Origin of the sequence: Paeniglutamicibacter psychrophenolicus, from assembly GCF_030812255.1 — a bacterium.
Lineage (GTDB): Bacteria > Actinomycetota > Actinomycetes > Actinomycetales > Micrococcaceae > Paeniglutamicibacter > Paeniglutamicibacter psychrophenolicus_A.
On the sequence record NZ_JAUSSH010000010.1, the window covers coordinates 103,688 to 122,123 of the forward strand.

Sequence of the window (18,436 nt, forward strand, 5' to 3'; positions counted from 1 at the left end):
TCGACTACGCTCGATATATGGCGACGAACACTGAGAAACCCCGGAACACCGTCAGCCTGCCCATGCCCACCATCCTGACCCCGGCCCCGGCGGACTCCCCCGGGCTCAGCGACAAGTTCGGCCGGCAGGCCACGGACCTGCGCATCTCGCTGATCGACAAATGCAACCTGCGCTGCACCTACTGCATGCCCGCCGACGGACTGGCCTGGCTGCCCAAGTCCAAGCTACTCACCCTGGAGGAAATCACCCGGATCGTGCGCATCGGCGTGCGCGACTTGGGAGTGCGCGAACTGCGCCTCACCGGAGGAGAACCCCTGGTCCGCGTGGACCTGCCCCAGATCATCGCCGCGGTCCGCGCCGAACACCCGGACCTGCCCGTCTCGCTGACCACCAACGGGGTCGGGCTGGCCCAGAAGGCCGCCGCGCTCGCCGAGGCCGGGCTGACCCGCATCAACGTTTCCCTGGACACCCTGCACGCCGAGACCTTCGCCAAGCTCACCCGCCGCGACCACATCGACTCGGTGTTCGCCGGCATCGATGCGGCCTTGGCCGCGAACCTGGCCCCGGTGAAGATCAACGCGGTGCTGATGCGCGGGATCAACGACGAACAGGCCCCCGAGCTTTTGGCCTGGGCACTGGAGCGCGGCCTGGAGCTGCGCTTCATCGAGCAGATGCCGCTGGATGCGGACCACGTGTGGCGCAAGGACAATATGGTCACCGCAGCGGATTTGCGCGCCTACCTGGAATCCCGTTTCCGGCTCTCCCCCGACACCAAGCCCCGCGACGGGGCCCCGGCCGAACGCTTCCTGGTCTCCACCCTTCAGGATCCGGACACCATCCTTGGCGCGGTGGGCATCATCGCCTCGGTCTCCGAGCCGTTCTGCGCCGACTGCAAGCGCACCCGCATCACCGCCGAGGGCAAGGTCATGAGCTGCCTGTTCTCGCGTACGGAAACCGACCTGTCCGCGCTGCTGCGCGACGGCTCCGACGACGCGGCCATCGCCGAACGCTGGCGCGCGGCGATGTGGGGCAAGCCCCGGGCCCACGGCATGGACCATGCCGGGCTCGGTTCGAAGGACTTTGTACAATCGGAGCGCTCGATGAGCGCCATTGGAGGATAAGTGCGCATTCGCTACTTCGCCGCCGCCGCACAGGCCGCCGGCATCACCGAGGAACGACTCGACCTGGTTGGGCTGCCCGGGGCCACCCTGGGCTCGGTGCTCGAGCACCTGGCCGCCCGCACCCCCGCGTCCGCCCCGGTGGCCGACGGGCCGCTGCTGCGCCGCACCACCTCGCTGGGCACGGTGCTGGCACGCTGCAGCTTCCTGGTCAACGGAACCAGCGAACAAGACAAGAACCGCGTTCTGCACCCAGGCGACGAGCTGGACGTGCTCCCGCCCTTCGCCGGCGGATAACGGCAACCAGCCGCCACGAGTCCCCGCGGAGCAGTCCCGCTCCACAGGGCATCGCCTTTCCTGCTCCGGCCACGCGGCCCGGACCGCCAACCGACCCCCACTTTTCCGGGAACACCGTCGTTTTTGGGCACCGGCGAGCGCCCTGTCCCGTTGCCCCCGGGGACGCGCAAAAGATTCCCGTGGTGGTTGCCCCGGCGGTGGACTTCCCCGAGGCCCTGCTCCCCAGCTCTGGCTTGTGCGGCAACTCGGAGGCAGACTGGGGCCATGGGCATACCAGCTGGCGCAGACGACCCCCGCGGAACTTCCGGGCACCCGGACACCGCCGGGACGCGCAACCCCACAACGGCCGCCGACATCATGAGTTCACCTGTTTTCACGGTTTCCCCAAGCACCTCGGTCGAAGAGATCGCCGGGATCCTGGGCAGACGCCGCGTTAGTGCAGTCCCCGTTCTGGAGGAATCCGGGCATGTGGTGGGATTGGTCAGCGAATACGATGTCCTGGCCAAGCCCGGAGAAACTGCCGGCGAGGTGATGAGCCGTGGAGTGATCAGCGTTTCCCCCGATACAGCGTTGGCCGATATCCGGGCCCTGCTGGTGGACCAGCGCATGGGTCGGCTTCCGGTGCTTGACAAGGGAAGGCTCATCGGAATCGTCAGTCGGCGCGATGTCGTGGCCCTGCTGACCACCGAATGGGTGTGTGGAAAGTGCGGCCAACCGGCCCGCGGATTCGAACCTCCCGAGACCTGCCCGACCTGCGGGGGCACCGGCAACTTCATCCTTCAGGAGCAATCCCCCGGCCCCTAGCATTCGCGCCGGACACACACACGGAGAAAAGCCCCTGAAGGAGGAAGACAATGGTCGATCCAGCCAAACAGCAGGATCCCGGGGGGAAGAGGCAGCCAGTGCCCCCGTTTCCCGGTGGCGAAGCCCCGGAAACACTCATCGGCTACTACCGGCAGATGGCGCTCATCCGCCGATTCGAGTTGACGGCCGACCAAATGTACAAACGGGCGAAAATCGGCGGGTACTGCCACCTCAACCTGGGCGAGGAAGCCAGTGTCGTGGGGCTGATGGCCGCACTGAAGCCACGGGACTACCTCTTCACCAACTACCGCGACCACGGTTACGCGTTGGCACGCGGCATGGAAGCCGGGGCCGTCATGGCCGAACTCTTCGGAAAGACCACCGGGGTTTCCAAGGGCCGCGGCGGATCGATGCACCTGTTCGACACCGAAACCCGCATGCTTGGCGGCTACGGAATCGTGGGTGGCCAGATCCCTCCCGCCACGGGGGCCGCGCTGGCACTGACCTACCGCGGCGAGCCGGGACCCGAGGCGGAAGCCGTCATGTGCCAGCTTGGCGATGGAACCACCAACATCGGCGCCTTCCATGAATCGCTGAACCTGGCGGCAGTCTGGCACCTGCCGATTGTCTACGTCATCATCAACAACGGACTCGGCATGGCCACCACCGTCAAGGCCGCTTCCGGCGAACCCGAACTATACAAACGCGGCTGTTCCTACCGCATCCCCGGTGAACGCGTGGACGGCAATGACGTGCTCGCGGTGCGCGACGCGGCGACCCGGGCCCTGGAGCGCGCCCGCATGGAACGTGAACCCTTCTTGTTGGAGCTTCTCAGTTCCCGGCTCCGCGGGCACTCCGTCGTGGATCCCGCCCGCTACCGTTCCCGGCAGGACGTCGAAGAGGCACAGGAAGCGGATCCGGTTCCCGCCTTCCGCGCCCGTTTGCTGGATTCGGGCTTGCTCGATGAATCGGGGGCACAACAAATCGATACCGAGGCCCGGAAGCAGGTCGAGGACGCGGTTGCCTTCGCCGACGCCGGCCCGGACCCGACGCCGGACCAGCTCTTCGACTACGCCTACGCCACCCCCGTAGCCAATTCGCCCAATACCTTGCCCGGGGAACCGGTCACCGGGATCCCCCATCCAGCGAAGAAGGAGCCCCGATGACCGCCATCACCTATCGACAGGCGCTTAACGACGCCTTGCGCTCCGAATTGCTGCGGGACGAAAACGTCATCTTGCTTGGCGAGGAAATCGGCCTCTTCGAAGGTTCCTACAAGATCACCGCCGGGCTGTTGACCGAGTTCGGGCCTCGCCGCGTGCTTGATACCCCAATCGCCGAAGAGGGGTTTGTGGGTGCCGCCATCGGTGCCGCCATGTTGGGCATGCGCCCGGTGGTGGAAATCATGACCCTGAACTTTTCCTTGATAGCGATCGACCAAATCGTGAATCACGCCGCCAAGATCCACGGCATGTTTGGCGGGCAGAGCTCCGTTCCGTTGGTGATCCGGATGCCCGGCGGGGGCGGGCAACAGCTTGCCGCCACCCACTCGCAGAACCTGGAGGTCTGGTACGCCCACATCCCCGGGCTCAAGGTCGTGGCCCCATCCTCGCCGGCGGATGCCAAGGCACTGCTGGTGGCGGCCATCCGTGACGACGACCCGGTGATCTTTCTGGAAAACCTGGCCCTCTACAACACCCAAGGCGAGGTACCCGAGGGGAACCATGTGGTCGAGATCGGCAAGGCCTCGGTGCTGAAGGAAGGCCGGGACATCAGCGTCATCACGTACTCGCGTTCCACCACGGTGGCACTCGAGGTGGCCCGACAGCTGGAATCCGAAGGCATCTTCCTGGAAGTGGTGGACCTGCGCAGCCTGCGTCCGCTGGATCGGGAGACGGTCTGCGCCTCGGTTCGAAAGACCGGCCGCGCCGTGGTGCTCGAGGACGACTGGCTTAGCTACGGCATCGGCGCAGAGATTTCGGCAACCCTCATGGAAGGGGCATTCGACTACCTCGATGCCCCGGTCCGGCGTGTGGCCGCCGCAGAGGTTCCCCTTCCGTATGCAAAGCCCCTCGAAAACGCCGCGCTGCCAACCGCCAAGGACCTGATCCGCGTCATCCGCGAGCAACTCGATGCAACCGGTTTCACTCGATAGGAGATTTCGATGCCCGAGGTGATCATGCCACGGCTGTCCGACACGATGAAGGAAGGTGTCCTCAGCCGTTGGATCAAAAACGAAGGCGACCATGTCCGCGAGGGTGATGTCATCGCCGAGATAGACACCGACAAGGCCACCATGGACCTGGAAGCCTTCGACGAAGGGGTCCTGGAGAAGCAGCTGGTCGCGGAGGGCACCACGGTACCGATCGGTGAACCTGTGGCCATCATCGGCACCGGAACCACCACGGGGAGCCGCGAGGCACCCCCACCAACGGATGCCGCCGCATCCACCTCGGGCGCGGGGTCCCGTGCCCCCGGCGCGCAAGCGGAAAGCCAGGCGGCCGCGGCCAGCACGGACCGGCAGCAGCCTCCGGCCCGCCAGACCCAAGAACCTCCCGCGGCTGCGCCGACAACCCGCATACTCTCCTCGCCGCTGGCGCGTCGAATCGCCAAGGAGCATGACATAGACCCTGCCGACATCATCGGCACCGGACCCGGCGGAAGGATCGTCAGGGCGGATGTCGAGGCCGCGGTGACCGCCCGGGCCCAGGAGTCTGCCCCGAGGCAATCCCCGGCAGCCCAGGCCGCGCAGGCAGGCGCGGGCGACGCCGGCGGGGATTCGCTGGAAATCCCGCTGACCACGATGCGCAAGGTCATGGCCGAGCGGCTCGCCGAAAGCGCCGGCGCGCCACACTTCTTCCTGACCAACGTCGTGGTCGTTGACCGCCTGATGGCCCTCCGCGCCGAAATCAATAAACGTTTCGAGGAATCCGGGGTCAGGGTCAGCGTGACGGACATGCTGGTCAAGGCATGTGCCCTCACCCTCGAAGCCCACCCCCGGGTGAATGCGTCCTGGGCCGGGGACAAGATCCTGCAACACCGCCGCGCACACATTGGTGTTGCGGTGGCCTTGGAGGACGGACTGGTCGTCCCGGTCGTGCGCGACGCGGCCACCAAGGGCCTTGAGGTCATCGCGGCCGAAACCCGCGCGCTGGCGCAGCAGGCACGGAACCACACCCTGGCACCGGCGCAGTTCAGTGGTGGAACATTCACGCTGAGCAACCTGGGCATGTTCGGCATAGACAATTTCACGGCCGTCATCAATCCGCCCGAGGCAGCCATCCTTGCGGTGGGCAGCACCACCCAAGAGCCTTACGTGGACGATGGGCAGCTGCTGAGCCGCCACATCATGAAAGTCACCCTCACGGCCGACCACCGGGTCCTCGACGGGGCCGTGGCGGCTGCATTCCTGCGCGACCTCAAGCGCACGCTCGAGGAACCGCTGAGGATCATCCTCTAAAGGCCCAACCCTGTTGCCGTTCCCGGTGGCGGGGCGGGGCAGGCCTTGTGCCCATGCCTTCTTCCAGCAGGCCACCAGGCAGACCCGCGAAAGGGGCACTATCGCGGGTACCCGATCGATGGCTATGGTGAAGGGGAATGCCCCGGAGCCCAGGTGGCCAGGTCTTGGTCCCTCCGGTGGCACAAACCTGGCTGAAGGAGTCTGAACATGGGTGCTTCGAATCCGGTCAATGAGGGAGGCTCGCCGATCCGGTTGGCCGCCATAGAACACGCCAGGACGCTGCTCAACGGCGTGACTGCGTGCACACCCATCGAGACCAGCGCCTCGCTCAGCGCCCTTGCCGGGGCCACGGTGTTTCTCAAATGCGAGAACCTCCAACGGACCGGATCGTTCAAGCTTCGTGGTGCGTTCACCCGGCTTGCGGCGCTGGGCGATGCCGAGCGCGAGCGCGGCGTGATCGCTGCCAGCGCGGGCAACCATGCCCAGGGCGTGGCCTTCGCGGCACGCGAACTGGGGATCGGCTGCATCGTCTACATGCCCGTCGGGGCCGCGCTTCCCAAGATCACTGCCACCCGCGGTTATGGCGCCGAGGTGCGGCTGGCCGGGGAGGACCTGGCGGAGTCCATCGATCTGGCCAAGGCCGAAGCGGCAACAAACGGATACATCTTCATTCCGCCCTTTGACCACCCGGACATCATCACCGGCCAAGCCACCTTGGGCCTGGAAATCCTGGAACAGGTCCCGGATGTCGCCACCATCATCGTCCCCACGGGAGGCGGGGGCCTGCTCGCGGGAGTGGCAAGCGCCGTGCATCTTTCCGGGTCCCGTGCCCGGGTCATTGGCGTACAGGCCGAGGGGGCCGCTGCGTTCCCGGAATCCCTGGCCCAGGGCAGGCCGGTACGCCTGGCCCGGATGTCGACTCTCGCCGACGGGATCGCCGTGCCCGAGCCAAGCGAGTTGACCCTGGGTATTGTGCGCGAGCACGTGGCCGAGATTCGCACGGTCAGCGAGGAACAGATCGGTGAGGCGATGCTCTTCCTGAACGAGCGGGCCAAACTGGTCGTGGAACCCTCCGGGGCGGCAGGGGTTGCCGCCCTGCTCGACGGCGCCCATGGCCTTGAGGAACCCATCGTTGTGGTCCTTTCCGGCGGAAACGTGGACACGCTGGTGCTTAACCGGGTACTGCAGCACGGCCTGGTCGCGGCCGGACGCTTCATGCAGATGATCGTGCGTGTGGCCGACAGGCCCGGATCCCTGGTCAAGTTCCTCACCGCGCTGGCGGAAACCGAATGCAACGTGGTCAGTGTCGAGCATGATCGAACCAGCAGCGGGCTGGCGGCAACCGAGGTGCAAATCGGCGTCAAGGTCGAGGCCAAGGGCCAGGAACACAAGGTGGAGATCGTGTCGGAGCTACAGCGCCTCGGGTACGAGGTCGCTTTTCCCGCCCTGGACATGGCCTGAACGATATCCCCGAAAATCTTGCGCGCGGGACGGCGGCCGGAAGATGACCATGGAATCGGTCAGCGGCGCCCGGCCCACAGCCCGAGCAGCAGCGGCAGCACCGACCCGATCATCAGCAGGTTGCCCAGCACCGGATCGCCGGGCCGCAGGATCGCCCCGGCAATGAGCAGGGCACCAAAGAGGACCGCGTGGAGTACCCGGCGTCCGGTGCGCTCCAACCGGGCCACCCGGCGCTCGAGGCGCGGGTTGGCCACGGAAAGCGAGCCGTCCTCGATCCGGGCGGCGAGCCGGTCCAGCCGGCCCGGCAGGCGCAGGGCGAGCCCTGCCGCATCCAGCACCTGCTTGGCTGCATCCTGGACGAGGTTTCCACGCTCGTCGCGCACCAGCTGCGCGGCGTAGGGCTCCACCGAGTCCCACAGGTTGAAGGCCGGATCCAGCGAGCTGCACACCCCCGAGGTCAGCGACATCGCGCGGATGATCAGCAGGAAGTCCTCCGGCAGCTGGAAGGGCAGGGACCGGATGACGTCCCCGAATTCCTCTGCGAACGCGCGGAACTCCCGCGGGTCCACCTCGCGCAGCTCGGCAAAGCCCATACCGCCAAAGCGCGCGAACAGCTGCGTCATGGCCCGCTCCAGCCCGGCGGTGTCCGCGGTGGCGACCAGCACCCCCACGTCGCTGATCGCACCGACCAGGCCCTTGCCGTCGCGGGAGGCCGCGGAAACCAGCGCCTTGCGCAGACCGCTGCGCGTGCCCGGGGGCACCTCCCCCATCATCCCGAAGTCGATGAACGTCAGCTTCCACGGGTGCCCGGCTTCCCCGTCGGCGGCCGGGGTGATGAAGATGTTGCCCGGATGCGGGTCGGCATGGAAGTAGCCGTTGGTGAACAGCTGGTCGAACATCACCGCGGCGAACACCGGGGCCACCAGCACCGGGTCGATGCCGGCGGCGACAAGCGCCTGCACATCGGTGACCTTGATCGCCGTGACATCCTGCAGGGTCAGCACCCGGCGGGTGGTCCGCTCCCACGCGACCAACGGCACCGCGACCCGTGCGTCGTCGCCGAAGTCCACGGCAAAGCGCTCCGCATTGGCGGCCTCGTTCAGGTAATCGATTTCCTGGAGGCTGGTCCTGGCGAATTCCCCGACCAGGGCCGGCGCGTCCGCGCGCTCGGAAACGATGCGCACGCGGCTGAGCCAGCCGGCGACCTTGCGCAACGCCGCCAAATCCGCCGCGACGATCTGTTCGATGCCCGGGCGCTGGACCTTGATGACCACCTGGTCCAGTCCGCTGTCCGCCGCGTCGGCCGGCAGCAGCTTCGCCCGGTGCGCCTGCCCGAGGGATGCGGCGGCCAGCGGCTCCTGATCCACCCAGGCGAAGCGTTCCTCGAGTGCGGCGCCCAGCTCCTGCTCGGCCAGGGCACGGATCGCATCAAACGGCACGGGCGGAACCTCGTCCTGCAACCCCTCGAGCTCCTCGGTGATCTCCGGCGGCAGCACGTCCAGGCGGGAGGACATGAATTGGCCCACCTTGATCATCAGCCCGCCAAGCTCCAGCGCCAGGGCGTGAAAGCGCCGGGCGAATAAGCGCATCCGCTTGGGCCGGGTGCGGTCGGAGACCCTGTCCAGCCCGATCCGCGGCAGGAGGATCTCAAAGAACCAGATCCCCGCCAGGTGCCGCGCGGCGAAGCGCAGGATGCGGCGGTACCTGGCGCGGGTGTCCCCGGCCCCGGTGGCCGTGCCGGCACGGCCCCGTGGATCGGCGCTCACTGCGCCTCAGCCCTGGGCGAGGATCGAGTACAGCTTGCGGCGGGCCTCGTCGAGCACCGCCACCGCCTCCTGCACCTGCTCCGCGGAGCCGGTGCGGCCCACCTGGGCCGCCGCCTGGGCAAGCTCGACCCCGGCCTTGGGCAGGGCGGCGAACCCCGTGCCGGAGGCCGATCCTCCCTGCTCCCAGGGAACGGATCCCTTGGCTTCGGCCACTTCCTCGCGGCCTGCCTCGGTCAGCGAGTAGACCTTGCGCCCGTTGGCTTCCTCGGTGTCCACCATCCCTTCGTCCGCCAGCAATTGGAGCGTGGGGTAGACCGAGCCGGCGCTGGGCTTCCAGCTGCCGTGGCTGCGTTCCTCGATTTCCCTGATGATCTGGTAGCCGTGCATCGGTTGCTCGGCGAGCAGGGCCAGGACGGCGGCACGGACCTCGCCACGGCCGGCACGGGTGCCGGTGCGCTTTTCAAAGCGCGAGCGCAGTTCGTCCATGGCCTGCCAGACGCCATCGAAGTTGTTGCCGGGAAATCCCCCGGCCGGGTGTGAACCATGCATCACGATCTCCTTCGGAGAACCTCGAACGATATATAGCGATAGTCAACGATACGTCCGGGACTCCTTGGATGGCAATGGCTTTTCAGGCGCAAAGAAGCGGCCAGGTTCCCGGGAAATCCCGGGAACCTGGCCGCCTCGGTGGTGTTGTCGAACCGATGGCCGCTAGATGCGGTTGGACTCGCTTTCCATGGCAAGGCGGGCCTTGCGGGACATGTGGCTGGAGCCGCGCACGTCGCCGGCCTTCCACTCGTCCCATCCCTCGCGGTCCTTCATGAACGCCTCGATCTCGTCCTTGCTGGCTTCGAGCTTCGGGTCGTGCTTGAGGTACCAGCGGGTTTCGCGCACGATCAGGCCGGAGAGCAGCAGCAGGCCGATGAGGTTCGGCAGCGCCATCAGGCCGTTCATCATGTCGGAGAAGTTCCACACGGCGGTCAGCTCGGTGGTGCAACCCACGTATACAACCAGCGAGAAGACCACGCGGAACGGCATGACTGCCTTGCGTCCGACCAGGCGCTCGATGTTTCGCTCACCGTAGTAGCACCAGCCCAGGATGGTGGAGAAGGCGAACATGACCAGGCCGATGGTCACGATCCAGTGCCCCCACTCCCCCGGCAGGCCGAAGGTGAAGGCGTGGCCGGTCATCAGCGAGGCCTTGATCTGCTCGCCGGTGTCCGGGTCGATGTAGTTCCAGGCGCCGGTGGTGATGATGACCAGGCCGGTGCAGGTGACGACGATGATGGTGTCGATGAAGGTCTGGGTCATGGAGACCAGGCCCTGGCGCACCGGGTGGGTGGTCTGTGCCGCGGCGGCCGCGATGGCAGCCGAGCCCATGCCGGACTCGTTGGAGAAGATGCCGCGGGCCACGCCGAACTGCACGGCGATAATGATGGCCGAGCCGGCGAAGCCGCCCACGGCGGAGGTGCCGGTGAAGGCCTCGGTGAAGATCTGGCCCAGGGCGGCCGGGACCTGGCCGACGTTGGCGATCAGGATGTAGATGGCAGCGCCGACGTAGAAGACGATCATGACCGGCACGAAGCCGGCGGTGACCTTGCCGATGGACTTGATGCCGCCGACGAGCACGATCATCGCAAGCACGGTCAGCACGGCGCCGGTTCCCCAGGTCGGGACGCTGAAGGAATTCTCCAGGTTCGCTGCAATCGAGTTGCCCTGGGTCATGTTGCCGATGCCGAAGCAGGCGATGGTTGCGGCAATGGCGAAGAACAGCGCCAGGAACTTGCCGAACGGGCCCTTGATGCCGCGTTCCAGGTAGTACTGGGGACCGCCGGACTTCTCCCCTGCGGTGTCGGTGCCGCGGAAGCGGACACCAAGGTAGGCCTCGGAGTACTTGGCGGCCATGCCGACCAGGCCGGTGACCCACATCCAGAACAGCGCGCCCGGGCCGCCGATGCCGATGGCCGTGGCCACGCCGACGATGTTGCCGGTGCCGACGGTCGCGGCCAGCGCGGTGGTCAGTGCCTGGAACTGGGAGATGTCACCTTCGGAGCCGGCGTCCTTGCGCTTGAGCAGGCCCAAACGCAGGGCCACTCCCAGCTTGAAGAACTGCAGTCCACCCAGGCGGATGGTCAGGTAGAGCCCGGTGCCCAGCAGCAGCGGGATGAGCATGAACGGTCCCCAGATGACACTGCTGATGTCTCCGAAGAATGTTGCAAGGTCTTCCATAATTATGGTTCCCATATCTTCTCGTGCGAGTGATGTATTGTGCCGGTGATCAGCGTCACAAAGCACCTATCCTACTCGAACCGACCGCCGGTCGGTGAGCGGGAGCACAGCGCGGACAGCCCACCCACGACAACCGGTAGGGTTTGTGCGATTAGAGGTGCAAAACGTCTTTGGGACAACGAAAAAGACCGCCCTTTCCCCTTCCGAAGAGGGAAAAGAACGGTCTTTTGCAGACAAAGCGTCTTGGCGGGGACTACATCCCGAAGTCGGCCGGGGAATCGAAGGGACCCACCACGGTGATGGTGCGCGGGCGGGCGGCCAAAAGGGCCGCCAGTTCCTGCACCTGTGCCGGGGTGACGGCCTTGACGCGGTCCAGGGACTCGTCGATGTCGTGGAAGACCCCGGTGACCAGCTCGGCCCGGCCCAGGCGCGACATGCGCGATCCCGGGTCCTCCAGGGCCAGCACCATGCCGCCGGAGAGCTGGCCGACGGCCTTGCGCAGTTCCTCGTCGGTGATGCCGTGCTCGGCGAGCTTTTCCAGCTCTTCGGCCAGCAGCTTGATGACGCGCTCGGTCTTGGCCGGGGCGCACCCGGCATACATGCCGAAGTAGCCGGCATCGGAGTACGCGGCGGAGAACGAGTAGGTGGAGTACACCAGTCCGCGCTTCTCCCGGATCTCCTGGAACAAGCGCGAGGACATGCCGCCGCCCAGGATCGCGTTCAGCACGCTCATCACGTGGCGGCGCTCGTCGGTGGCGACGATGCCGGGGCAACCCATGATGATGTTGACCTGCTCGACGGGTCGGCGGATCACGTCGATGCGCTCGGAGCCGGTGATTTCCACCGGGACCGTGGAGCGGCGCGGCACCGGGGAGGCGCCTTCCTCAAGGTTCCAGCCGGCGGTGCGCAGCGCGGCGAGCACCTGCTCGCAGACCTCGTCGTGGTCCAGCGAGCCGGCCACGGTGATGACAAGTTCGTCGGGGGTGTAGAAGCGCTGGTAGTGCTCCCAGACGGCCTCGCGGCCGATTCCGGTGATGGCCTCGGGGGTGCCGCCGATCGGGCGGCCCAGGGCGTGTTCGCCCATCACTGCCTCGACGAAGCGCTCGTGTGCCACGTCCCCGGCGTCGTCGGCGTCCATCGCGATTTCTTCGAGGATCACGTCGCGTTCCTGCTCGAGCTCATTGGGATCGATCACCGCGGAGGTGACCATATCGGCAATGACGTCGATGGCCATGGGAAGGTCGGTGTCCAGCACGCGGGCGAAGTAGCAGGTGCTTTCCTTCGCCGTGGCGGCGTTTGACTCCCCTCCCACCTCGTCGAAGGCGGAGGCGATTTCCAGCGCGGTGCGGCGCTTGGTGCCCTTGAACAAGAGGTGCTCCAGGAAGTGTGTCGAGCCGTGTTGCCCGTCCTGCTCGTCGCGGGAACCCACTGCCACCCAGAAGCCGATGGTGGCCGAACGCTGGCCGGGCATCGCCTCGGTCAGCACGCGGACGCCACCGGGCAACACGGAGCGGCGCACCAGCGCCCCTCCGGCTTCCCCGTGGATGATGGTGGGGTCTCCCGCCTCGATGGGGGCAGCGGTGCCGGAGACGCCGCGCTCCCCTGCCTTGGCAGGGGATACTCCAACGCCGTTGAGCGGGAGGGGAATCATGACCACTGAGAAAGTCCTTTGCTGTACACAGAAAATTGGGGGGCGGACCGCGCCTTCAAAAACGCGAAACGCATTCATCTATTCTTCCACAGTGCCACCGTTAAGCCGCAGGACTATGAGCGGACTCCCAATTGGGCATACACCCCGACTGCCCCTCCCCCCATGGATTTGGCCGTTAACAGGAAAATCCCGGCCCACCAAAAAGGTGGGCCGGGATTTTTTATCCTAGAAGACTAGGAACTGATTACTCAGCAGCCTCGACAAGGTCGTCCTCGGCTACAACCGGGGCAAGCGAGAGCTTTCCGCGATCGTCGACCTTGGTGATTTCGACCTGAAGCTTCTGGCCCACGGAGACAACATCTTCGACGTCGTCGACGCGCTTGCCACCGGCGAGCTTGCGCAGCTCGGAGATGTGCAGCAGGCCGTCCTTGCCCGGGGTCAACGAGATGAACGCACCGAAGGTGGTCAGCTTGACGACGGTGCCGAGGTAGCGCTCGCCAATCTCAGGAACCTGGGGGTTGGCGATGGCGTTCACTGCGGAGCGTGCGGCTTCGGCCGACTCCCCGTTGGTGGCGCCGATGAGGACGGTTCCGTCGTCCTCGATGGAGATATCCGCTCCGGTATCTTCCTGGATCTGGTTGATCATCTTGCCCTTCGGGCCGATGACCTCGCCGATCTTGTCAACCGGGATCTTCACCGAGATGATGCGCGGAGCGTAGGTGGAGAGCTCGTCCGGGGTGTCAATGGCCTGGTTCAGGACATTGAGGATATGCAGACGGGCTTCGCGGGCCTGGGTCAGCGCAGCTGCCAGGACCGATGCCGGGATGCCGTCAAGCTTGGTGTCAAGCTGGATGGCGGTGATGAACTCGGAGGTACCTGCAACCTTGAAGTCCATGTCGCCCATGGCGTCTTCGGCGCCGAGGATGTCGGTCAGTGCCGCGTAGCGGGTCTGGCCGTCAACTTCGTCGGAGACCAGGCCCATGGCGATGCCGGCAACGGCAGCGCGCAGCGGGACACCGGCGTTGAGCAGCGACAGGGTCGCGGCGCAAACCGAGCCCATCGAGGTCGAGCCGTTGGAGCTCAATGCCTCGGAGACCTGGCGGATGGCGTACGGGAATTCCTCGCGCGACGGCAGCACCGGCTGGATGGCGCGTTCTGCCAGGGCACCGTGGCCGATTTCGCGGCGCTTGGGGGAACCCACGCGGCCGGTTTCACCGGTCGAGTACGGCGGGAAGTTGTAGTTGTGCATGAAGCGCTTGCGCGTCACCGGCGACAACGAGTCGATCTGCTGTTCCATCTTGAGCATGTTCAAGGTGGTGACGCCCATGATCTGGGTTTCGCCACGCTCGAAGATCGCCGAACCGTGGACGCGGGGAAGAACCTCGACCTCGGCGGTGAGCTTGCGGATGTCGGACAGGCCGCGGCCGTCCATGCGGATCTGGTCGGTCAGGATGCGCTGGCGCACGACCTGCTTGGTGACCGCACCGAAGGCCTTGGAGATCTCGCCTGCGCGGGTCTCGAAGGCGGTTCCCTCGGCGGTGAGCTCTGCAACGACCTCGTCCTTGAAGGTAGAGGCTGCGGTGTCGCGCTCCTGCTTGCCGGCGATCTGGTAGATCTTGGCGAGCTTGGCGGTTGCCTCGGCCTCGACGGCTGCGTAGGCGTCGTCTTCGAAGTCACGGAAGATCGGGAACTCGACGGTCGGCTTGGCGGCGCGTGCTGCCAGGTCCGACTGTGCCTCGCACAGTGCCTTGATGAACGGCTTTGCAGCCTCAAGGCCCTGGGCGACAACCTCTTCGGTCGGGGCCGTGTGGCCCTGTTCCTTGATGAGGGTCCAGGCGTTGTCGGTTGCTTCGGCTTCAACCATCATGATGGCGACGTCGTCGCCGGCGATGCGGCCGGCCACGACCATGTTGAAGACGGAGTTTTCCAGCTGGCTGTGCTTCGGGAAGGCAACCCACTGGGCACCGTTTCCGTCGTCGACCAGGGCAACGCGGACGCCGCCGATCGGGCCGGAGAACGGCAGGCCCGAGAGCTGGGTCGACATCGAGGAGGCGTTGATGGCCACCACGTCGTAGAGCTCGTCCGGGTTGATCGCCAAAACGGTGACCACGATCTGGACCTCGTTGCGCAGGCCCTTGACGAAGGTCGGGCGCAGCGGGCGGTCCATCAGGCGGCAAGCCAGGATGGCTTCGGTCGACGGGCGACCTTCGCGGCGGAAGAAGCTGCCCGGGATGCGGCCGGCAGCGTACATGCGCTCCTCGACGTCCACGGTCAGCGGGAAGAAGTCGAAGCCTTCACGCGGGTGCTTGCCGGCAGTGGTTGCCGAGAGCAGTGCGGTCTCTTCGTCGATGTAGACCATGGCTGCACCTGCAGCCTGCTGGGCCAGACGGCCGGTTTCGAAGCGGATAACGCGCTTGCCGTATCGACCATTGTCGATCACGGCCTCTGCGAACTGAATTTCGGGACCCTCCATTGGGGCGTGTCCTTTCGATCAATATCCGCAGCACACTGCGAACAAGCCACACATGCGGTGCAACCTGGTCTTCGATCGAGACTCGCGCTCTTCTCATGGAAGAGCGAAAGCCACTACCGAGGACCGCGACTGTCTTCCGGTGGGTCAAGTGCGCGAGGTGCGCGGATATTTCGTCTTGTTTCTGTGCTGGTCATGCGAAATTGCAAACCATACGTATACCAGCCTACCGGGTTTAAGGATTCGGCGCAGTGACGGCGCGAACTCGTGGCTTAGGGGGAATTCACGGCATGCAAACGCGCATAAAAGGCAGCGATCATATGTCTTTGGCCGTCGAGCGAATGCCACAGCGAATGGTCGTCGAATTCGCTTCAGGGTGCACGACCGAAGTTCGTACGTTGTATCGCTTCTTGTGCGACCGCTAACGCGCCATGACAGAAATATAGGTCACGACAACCTGATAGTTGTTGAAGCGAGTTTTGCAGTGAAGGATCCCCCACCGCGACACCCTGAAAATTCAAGGAACTAGGATTCGCGCATGACCCGCCCGCAATAATGCCCGGTGAAGGTGGCACAAACGCTACACTTGGGGCATGTCACCGCACCTGGTCGGGTACGCCCGCGTCTCCACCAACCAACAAGACCTCGCCTCCCAGCAAGCGGGCCTCACGGCACTCGGCGTTCCGGACGAATTGGTCTATGTCGACCATGGGCTCACCGGCCGGAACCGCGAACGCCCCGGACTGAAACAGGCCCTGGCCGCCTGCCGGGCCGGGGACACCCTGGTGGTCACCAAGCTCGACCGTCTCGCCCGTTCCCTGCCCGACGCCCGGGACATCGTCGAGGACCTCACCCAGCGCAACATCAAACTGAGCCTCGGTGGGTCCGTCCACGACCCCACCGACCCGGTCGGCCGGCTCCTGTTCAACGTCCTAGCCATGGTCGCCGAGTTCGAATCCGACCTCATCCGCGCAAGAACTAGGGAAGGCATGCAGATCGCCAAGGCCAAGGGAAGGCTCCGTGGCAAGCAACCCAAGCTCTCCCCTGCCCAGGAAAAACACCTCATCGCCCTCCACCACGACGGGAAGCACACTAGCGCGGAAATCGCCGAGCTCTTCGGGGTCGCCCGGAGCACGGTCTACAGAATTGTCCAGCGGAACCAATAGTCGAAAGAACTGTCTGGAGTTCGCCTCGAGAGTCCCACACAAGGTCAGCGACGGAACAAGAATATCTCTGGCACTTCTCCAGGGAATTAGCCCGTGGGACTATATGGGAAACTCCGAGCAAGGTTGAAGAAAGTACCTCCAGTGAGCCTGATGACCACGCCATCGGGCGTTCCCGCGACGGGTTGACGACCAAGATCCGCCTTGGTTGACGGCAACATGCGCCCTTTGGTCCTCATCCTCGGGCCTGACCAGGGCAGGGACTCGCCCATGTGGGCGGGGTCAATCCCTAAGTAGGGATATGTTCCCACTTGGCGCCATATGCGCGCGGTGACATTTGCATGTCTTGGTAGAAGTCCCATCCCTGATCTCTGCTGGTGAAGACCTCTTCATAGGTCTTCCCGCTCTCCTCCACGGACCTCCATGTGACTCTGTACTTCAGGTTTGGATCTTCATAGCCGCTTGTCGGTTCGTGTCTCATCTTTCGGGCTCCCTTTGACGTGTGGAAAGACGCTAGCATGTTCATCCTTAGCGGTCGAACGGAAATGCGAAGCAGAAAGCGCGGCATCCGAGTGATCGGCGACAACCATAGTGCGTCGTTTAATAACAACGGAGTGTTGCTGCACCCCCGCGGCGCGGTTCGTGAGTAGGCTGATTTCGTGGTTATCCCGGAGAAAACCCTCGGTGAACCACCTGCGTCCGTTGAGCCTGATAATTTTTCAGCCTTCGGCGCTCGGGTTCTCAATCAACTTAGCGTGAGTGCCTGGTTACCGGGTGCCTTCTTGATCGTTTGCGCCGCCTTGCTGGCATGGTTCCGCGCGAAAAAGGTAATCACCCTTAGCGGCATAGATACATACGTGGAAGACAATTGGGTTCCCCTTCTCGTGTTGGCTTTGCCTGCGTTAGTGATGACAACCCTTATTACGCAGGCATTCGCCTTCGAGTCCATACGGTCGCTCGAAGGGTACTGGCGCCGGCGAGGACCGGCATCGTGGTGGAGGAGCTTCTGCATATGGCGCAAACTCCGGAAAAAGAAAGCCTTGACGAGCCGCTTTCATGCGGCGCAGGCCCGAGCGTTCCATGGAGCGCGTCCTACGCTGCTCAAGCGCAGAATTAGTGCAGCTGTCTTGCTTGCTGTCGAAGCTAACGTTGCCAACGTCGAACCGCCGCCGGGAATCTCGGAGGAGCAGTTGTCCCAGGCCAACGATTTGGAGTGGTGGAAATCTTGCAAGCCTTGGGATTCGGCGAAGCTACTACGCCTAGATCAGGATTTGAACGAGTTCCCGGAGGACAACAGAATCATGCCGACGACACTGGGCAACATTCTGCGAGCCGCTGAGGACCAACTCCGCAACACGAACGGAGATATAGAAGGCTTCGTCATGCGGCACAGGCATCTCGTGCCGTCACGAGTACTGGCGCACCACGATCAATTCCGCACCCGGTTAGACATGTACTGCACGCTCGTTTTCGTAGCGGCCACAGTTGCGATGGCGTCAGTCCCCGCCCTGTGGGACCTACCCGCTGTCGATCGTATGGTTGTGCCACTCGTGCTGCTCGTGACTTCATGCGTGAGCTACGGGGCGGCTCTTTCGAGTGCGCGCGGATACAGGACGGCACTCCGGCAAATCGATAACTCAGTGGAAGATACACACAACTAAGCCGCCCCCTCGGCTCGCTCAGGCTCCATTTCTACGTCGCATTTGAGACACGGAACCGAACGGAGCAATTTCTTAGTCTGTCCGCATGCCGGGCATCGGAAGAGCTTGGCAATTAATTTGCCAACCCCTGGACCCCGGTCATCCACCATACGCTCGATGATCCTCGCACCGTTGCTGCCCGTCAAGCGGCGACATCGGCCCTCCAAGGTGCCCGCACAACGGCGTGCCCGCCGGGCAAACCTGCCACCCTCGACTGAGCCATGTGGGCGTTAAGCGGGACGCCAACTCTGAACGCAATCTCACAACCGATGGGCTACAAGACAACCGATCAAGACACCTTAGATCCCTGACACTTC

General features: G+C 64.8%; 14 protein-coding genes. 9 read left to right on the forward strand and 5 right to left on the reverse strand.

The window, feature by feature from the left end:
* Positions 1-62: 62 nt before the first annotated feature.
* The 7 genes from moaA (at position 63) to ilvA (ending at position 7,140) form a co-directional block, all read left to right on the forward strand.
* On the forward strand, positions 63-1,121 hold the full coding sequence (gene moaA / locus J2T21_RS14200; RefSeq protein WP_307582137.1) for a GTP 3',8-cyclase MoaA: 1,059 nt from the start codon (positions 63-65) through the stop codon (positions 1,119-1,121).
* Positions 1,122-1,415: a MoaD/ThiS family protein gene (locus J2T21_RS14205; protein WP_307582078.1), complete on the forward strand. Its 294-nt coding sequence runs from the start codon at positions 1,122-1,124 to the stop codon at positions 1,413-1,415.
* A gap of 264 nt (positions 1,416-1,679) precedes the next feature.
* The gene (locus J2T21_RS14210) at positions 1,680-2,219 is read left to right on the forward strand and encodes a CBS domain-containing protein (protein ID WP_307582079.1); all 540 of its coding nucleotides are present in this window, start codon (positions 1,680-1,682) and stop codon (positions 2,217-2,219) included.
* 50 nt (positions 2,220-2,269) lie between these two features.
* Positions 2,270-3,385, forward strand: coding sequence for a pyruvate dehydrogenase (acetyl-transferring) E1 component subunit alpha (pdhA, locus tag J2T21_RS14215; RefSeq protein ID WP_307582080.1), 1,116 nt, complete (start codon positions 2,270-2,272; stop codon positions 3,383-3,385).
* The gene (locus J2T21_RS14220; RefSeq protein WP_307582082.1) at positions 3,382-4,374 is read left to right on the forward strand and encodes an alpha-ketoacid dehydrogenase subunit beta; all 993 of its coding nucleotides are present in this window, start codon (positions 3,382-3,384) and stop codon (positions 4,372-4,374) included. The genes pdhA and J2T21_RS14220 overlap by 4 nt, the downstream gene beginning before the upstream one ends.
* Before the next feature lie 9 nt (positions 4,375-4,383).
* The gene (locus J2T21_RS14225) at positions 4,384-5,679 is read left to right on the forward strand and encodes a dihydrolipoamide acetyltransferase family protein (RefSeq protein ID WP_307582084.1); all 1,296 of its coding nucleotides are present in this window, start codon (positions 4,384-4,386) and stop codon (positions 5,677-5,679) included.
* A gap of 207 nt (positions 5,680-5,886) precedes the next feature.
* Complete coding sequence (ilvA, locus tag J2T21_RS14230) at positions 5,887-7,140, forward strand: threonine ammonia-lyase (RefSeq protein ID WP_307582085.1); 1,254 nt, start codon at positions 5,887-5,889, stop codon at positions 7,138-7,140.
* Positions 7,141-7,199: 59 nt separating this feature from the next.
* On the opposite strand, the gene J2T21_RS14235 is transcribed toward ilvA, so the two are convergent.
* From J2T21_RS14235 to J2T21_RS14255, 5 genes are all read right to left on the reverse strand, one after another.
* On the reverse strand, positions 7,200-8,906 hold the full coding sequence (locus J2T21_RS14235) for an ABC1 kinase family protein (RefSeq protein WP_307582087.1): 1,707 nt from the start codon (positions 8,904-8,906) through the stop codon (positions 7,200-7,202).
* Between the two features lie 6 nt (positions 8,907-8,912).
* Positions 8,913-9,455 carry a PadR family transcriptional regulator gene (locus J2T21_RS14240; RefSeq protein ID WP_307582089.1) on the reverse strand — a complete coding sequence of 181 codons (543 nt, stop codon included), beginning with the start codon at positions 9,453-9,455 and terminating at the stop codon, positions 8,913-8,915.
* Between the two features lie 162 nt (positions 9,456-9,617).
* Positions 9,618-11,135 carry an alanine/glycine:cation symporter family protein gene (locus J2T21_RS14245; RefSeq protein ID WP_307582091.1) on the reverse strand — a complete coding sequence of 506 codons (1,518 nt, stop codon included), beginning with the start codon at positions 11,133-11,135 and terminating at the stop codon, positions 9,618-9,620.
* 253 nt (positions 11,136-11,388) lie between these two features.
* Positions 11,389-12,792 (reverse strand): M16 family metallopeptidase, encoded by a 1,404-nt coding sequence (locus J2T21_RS14250; protein ID WP_307582092.1) that lies wholly within the window; start codon positions 12,790-12,792, stop codon positions 11,389-11,391.
* 238 nt (positions 12,793-13,030) lie between these two features.
* Positions 13,031-15,259 (reverse strand): polyribonucleotide nucleotidyltransferase, encoded by a 2,229-nt coding sequence (locus J2T21_RS14255; RefSeq protein ID WP_307582093.1) that lies wholly within the window; start codon positions 15,257-15,259, stop codon positions 13,031-13,033.
* Between the two features lie 590 nt (positions 15,260-15,849).
* On the opposite strand from J2T21_RS14255, the gene J2T21_RS14260 reads away from it, so the two are divergent.
* A complete protein-coding gene (locus tag J2T21_RS14260) occupies positions 15,850-16,422 on the forward strand; it encodes a recombinase family protein (protein ID WP_307582095.1) in 573 nt (190 codons plus the stop codon).
* A gap of 656 nt (positions 16,423-17,078) precedes the next feature.
* A complete protein-coding gene (locus tag J2T21_RS14265; protein ID WP_307582097.1) occupies positions 17,079-18,080 on the forward strand; it encodes a hypothetical protein in 1,002 nt (333 codons plus the stop codon).
* Positions 18,081-18,436: the final 356 nt, after the last annotated feature.

Coding starts and splice junctions, on each gene's coding strand:
- pdhA (WP_307582080.1), top strand. CDS start 2,270: ATGGTCGATCCAGCCAAACAGCAGGATCCCGGGGGGAAGAGGCAGCCA.
- J2T21_RS14225 (WP_307582084.1), top strand. CDS start 4,384: ATGCCCGAGGTGATCATGCCACGGCTGTCCGACACGATGAAGGAAGGT.
- J2T21_RS14210 (WP_307582079.1), top strand. CDS start 1,680: ATGGGCATACCAGCTGGCGCAGACGACCCCCGCGGAACTTCCGGGCAC.
- J2T21_RS14245 (WP_307582091.1), bottom strand. CDS start 11,135: ATGGAAGACCTTGCAACATTCTTCGGAGACATCAGCAGTGTCATCTGG.
- J2T21_RS14220 (WP_307582082.1), top strand. CDS start 3,382: ATGACCGCCATCACCTATCGACAGGCGCTTAACGACGCCTTGCGCTCC.
- J2T21_RS14255 (WP_307582093.1), bottom strand. CDS start 15,259: ATGGAGGGTCCCGAAATTCAGTTCGCAGAGGCCGTGATCGACAATGGT.
- ilvA (WP_307582085.1), top strand. CDS start 5,887: ATGGGTGCTTCGAATCCGGTCAATGAGGGAGGCTCGCCGATCCGGTTG.
- moaA (WP_307582137.1), top strand. CDS start 63: ATGCCCACCATCCTGACCCCGGCCCCGGCGGACTCCCCCGGGCTCAGC.
- J2T21_RS14240 (WP_307582089.1), bottom strand. CDS start 9,455: ATGCATGGTTCACACCCGGCCGGGGGATTTCCCGGCAACAACTTCGAT.
- J2T21_RS14260 (WP_307582095.1), top strand. CDS start 15,850: ATGTCACCGCACCTGGTCGGGTACGCCCGCGTCTCCACCAACCAACAA.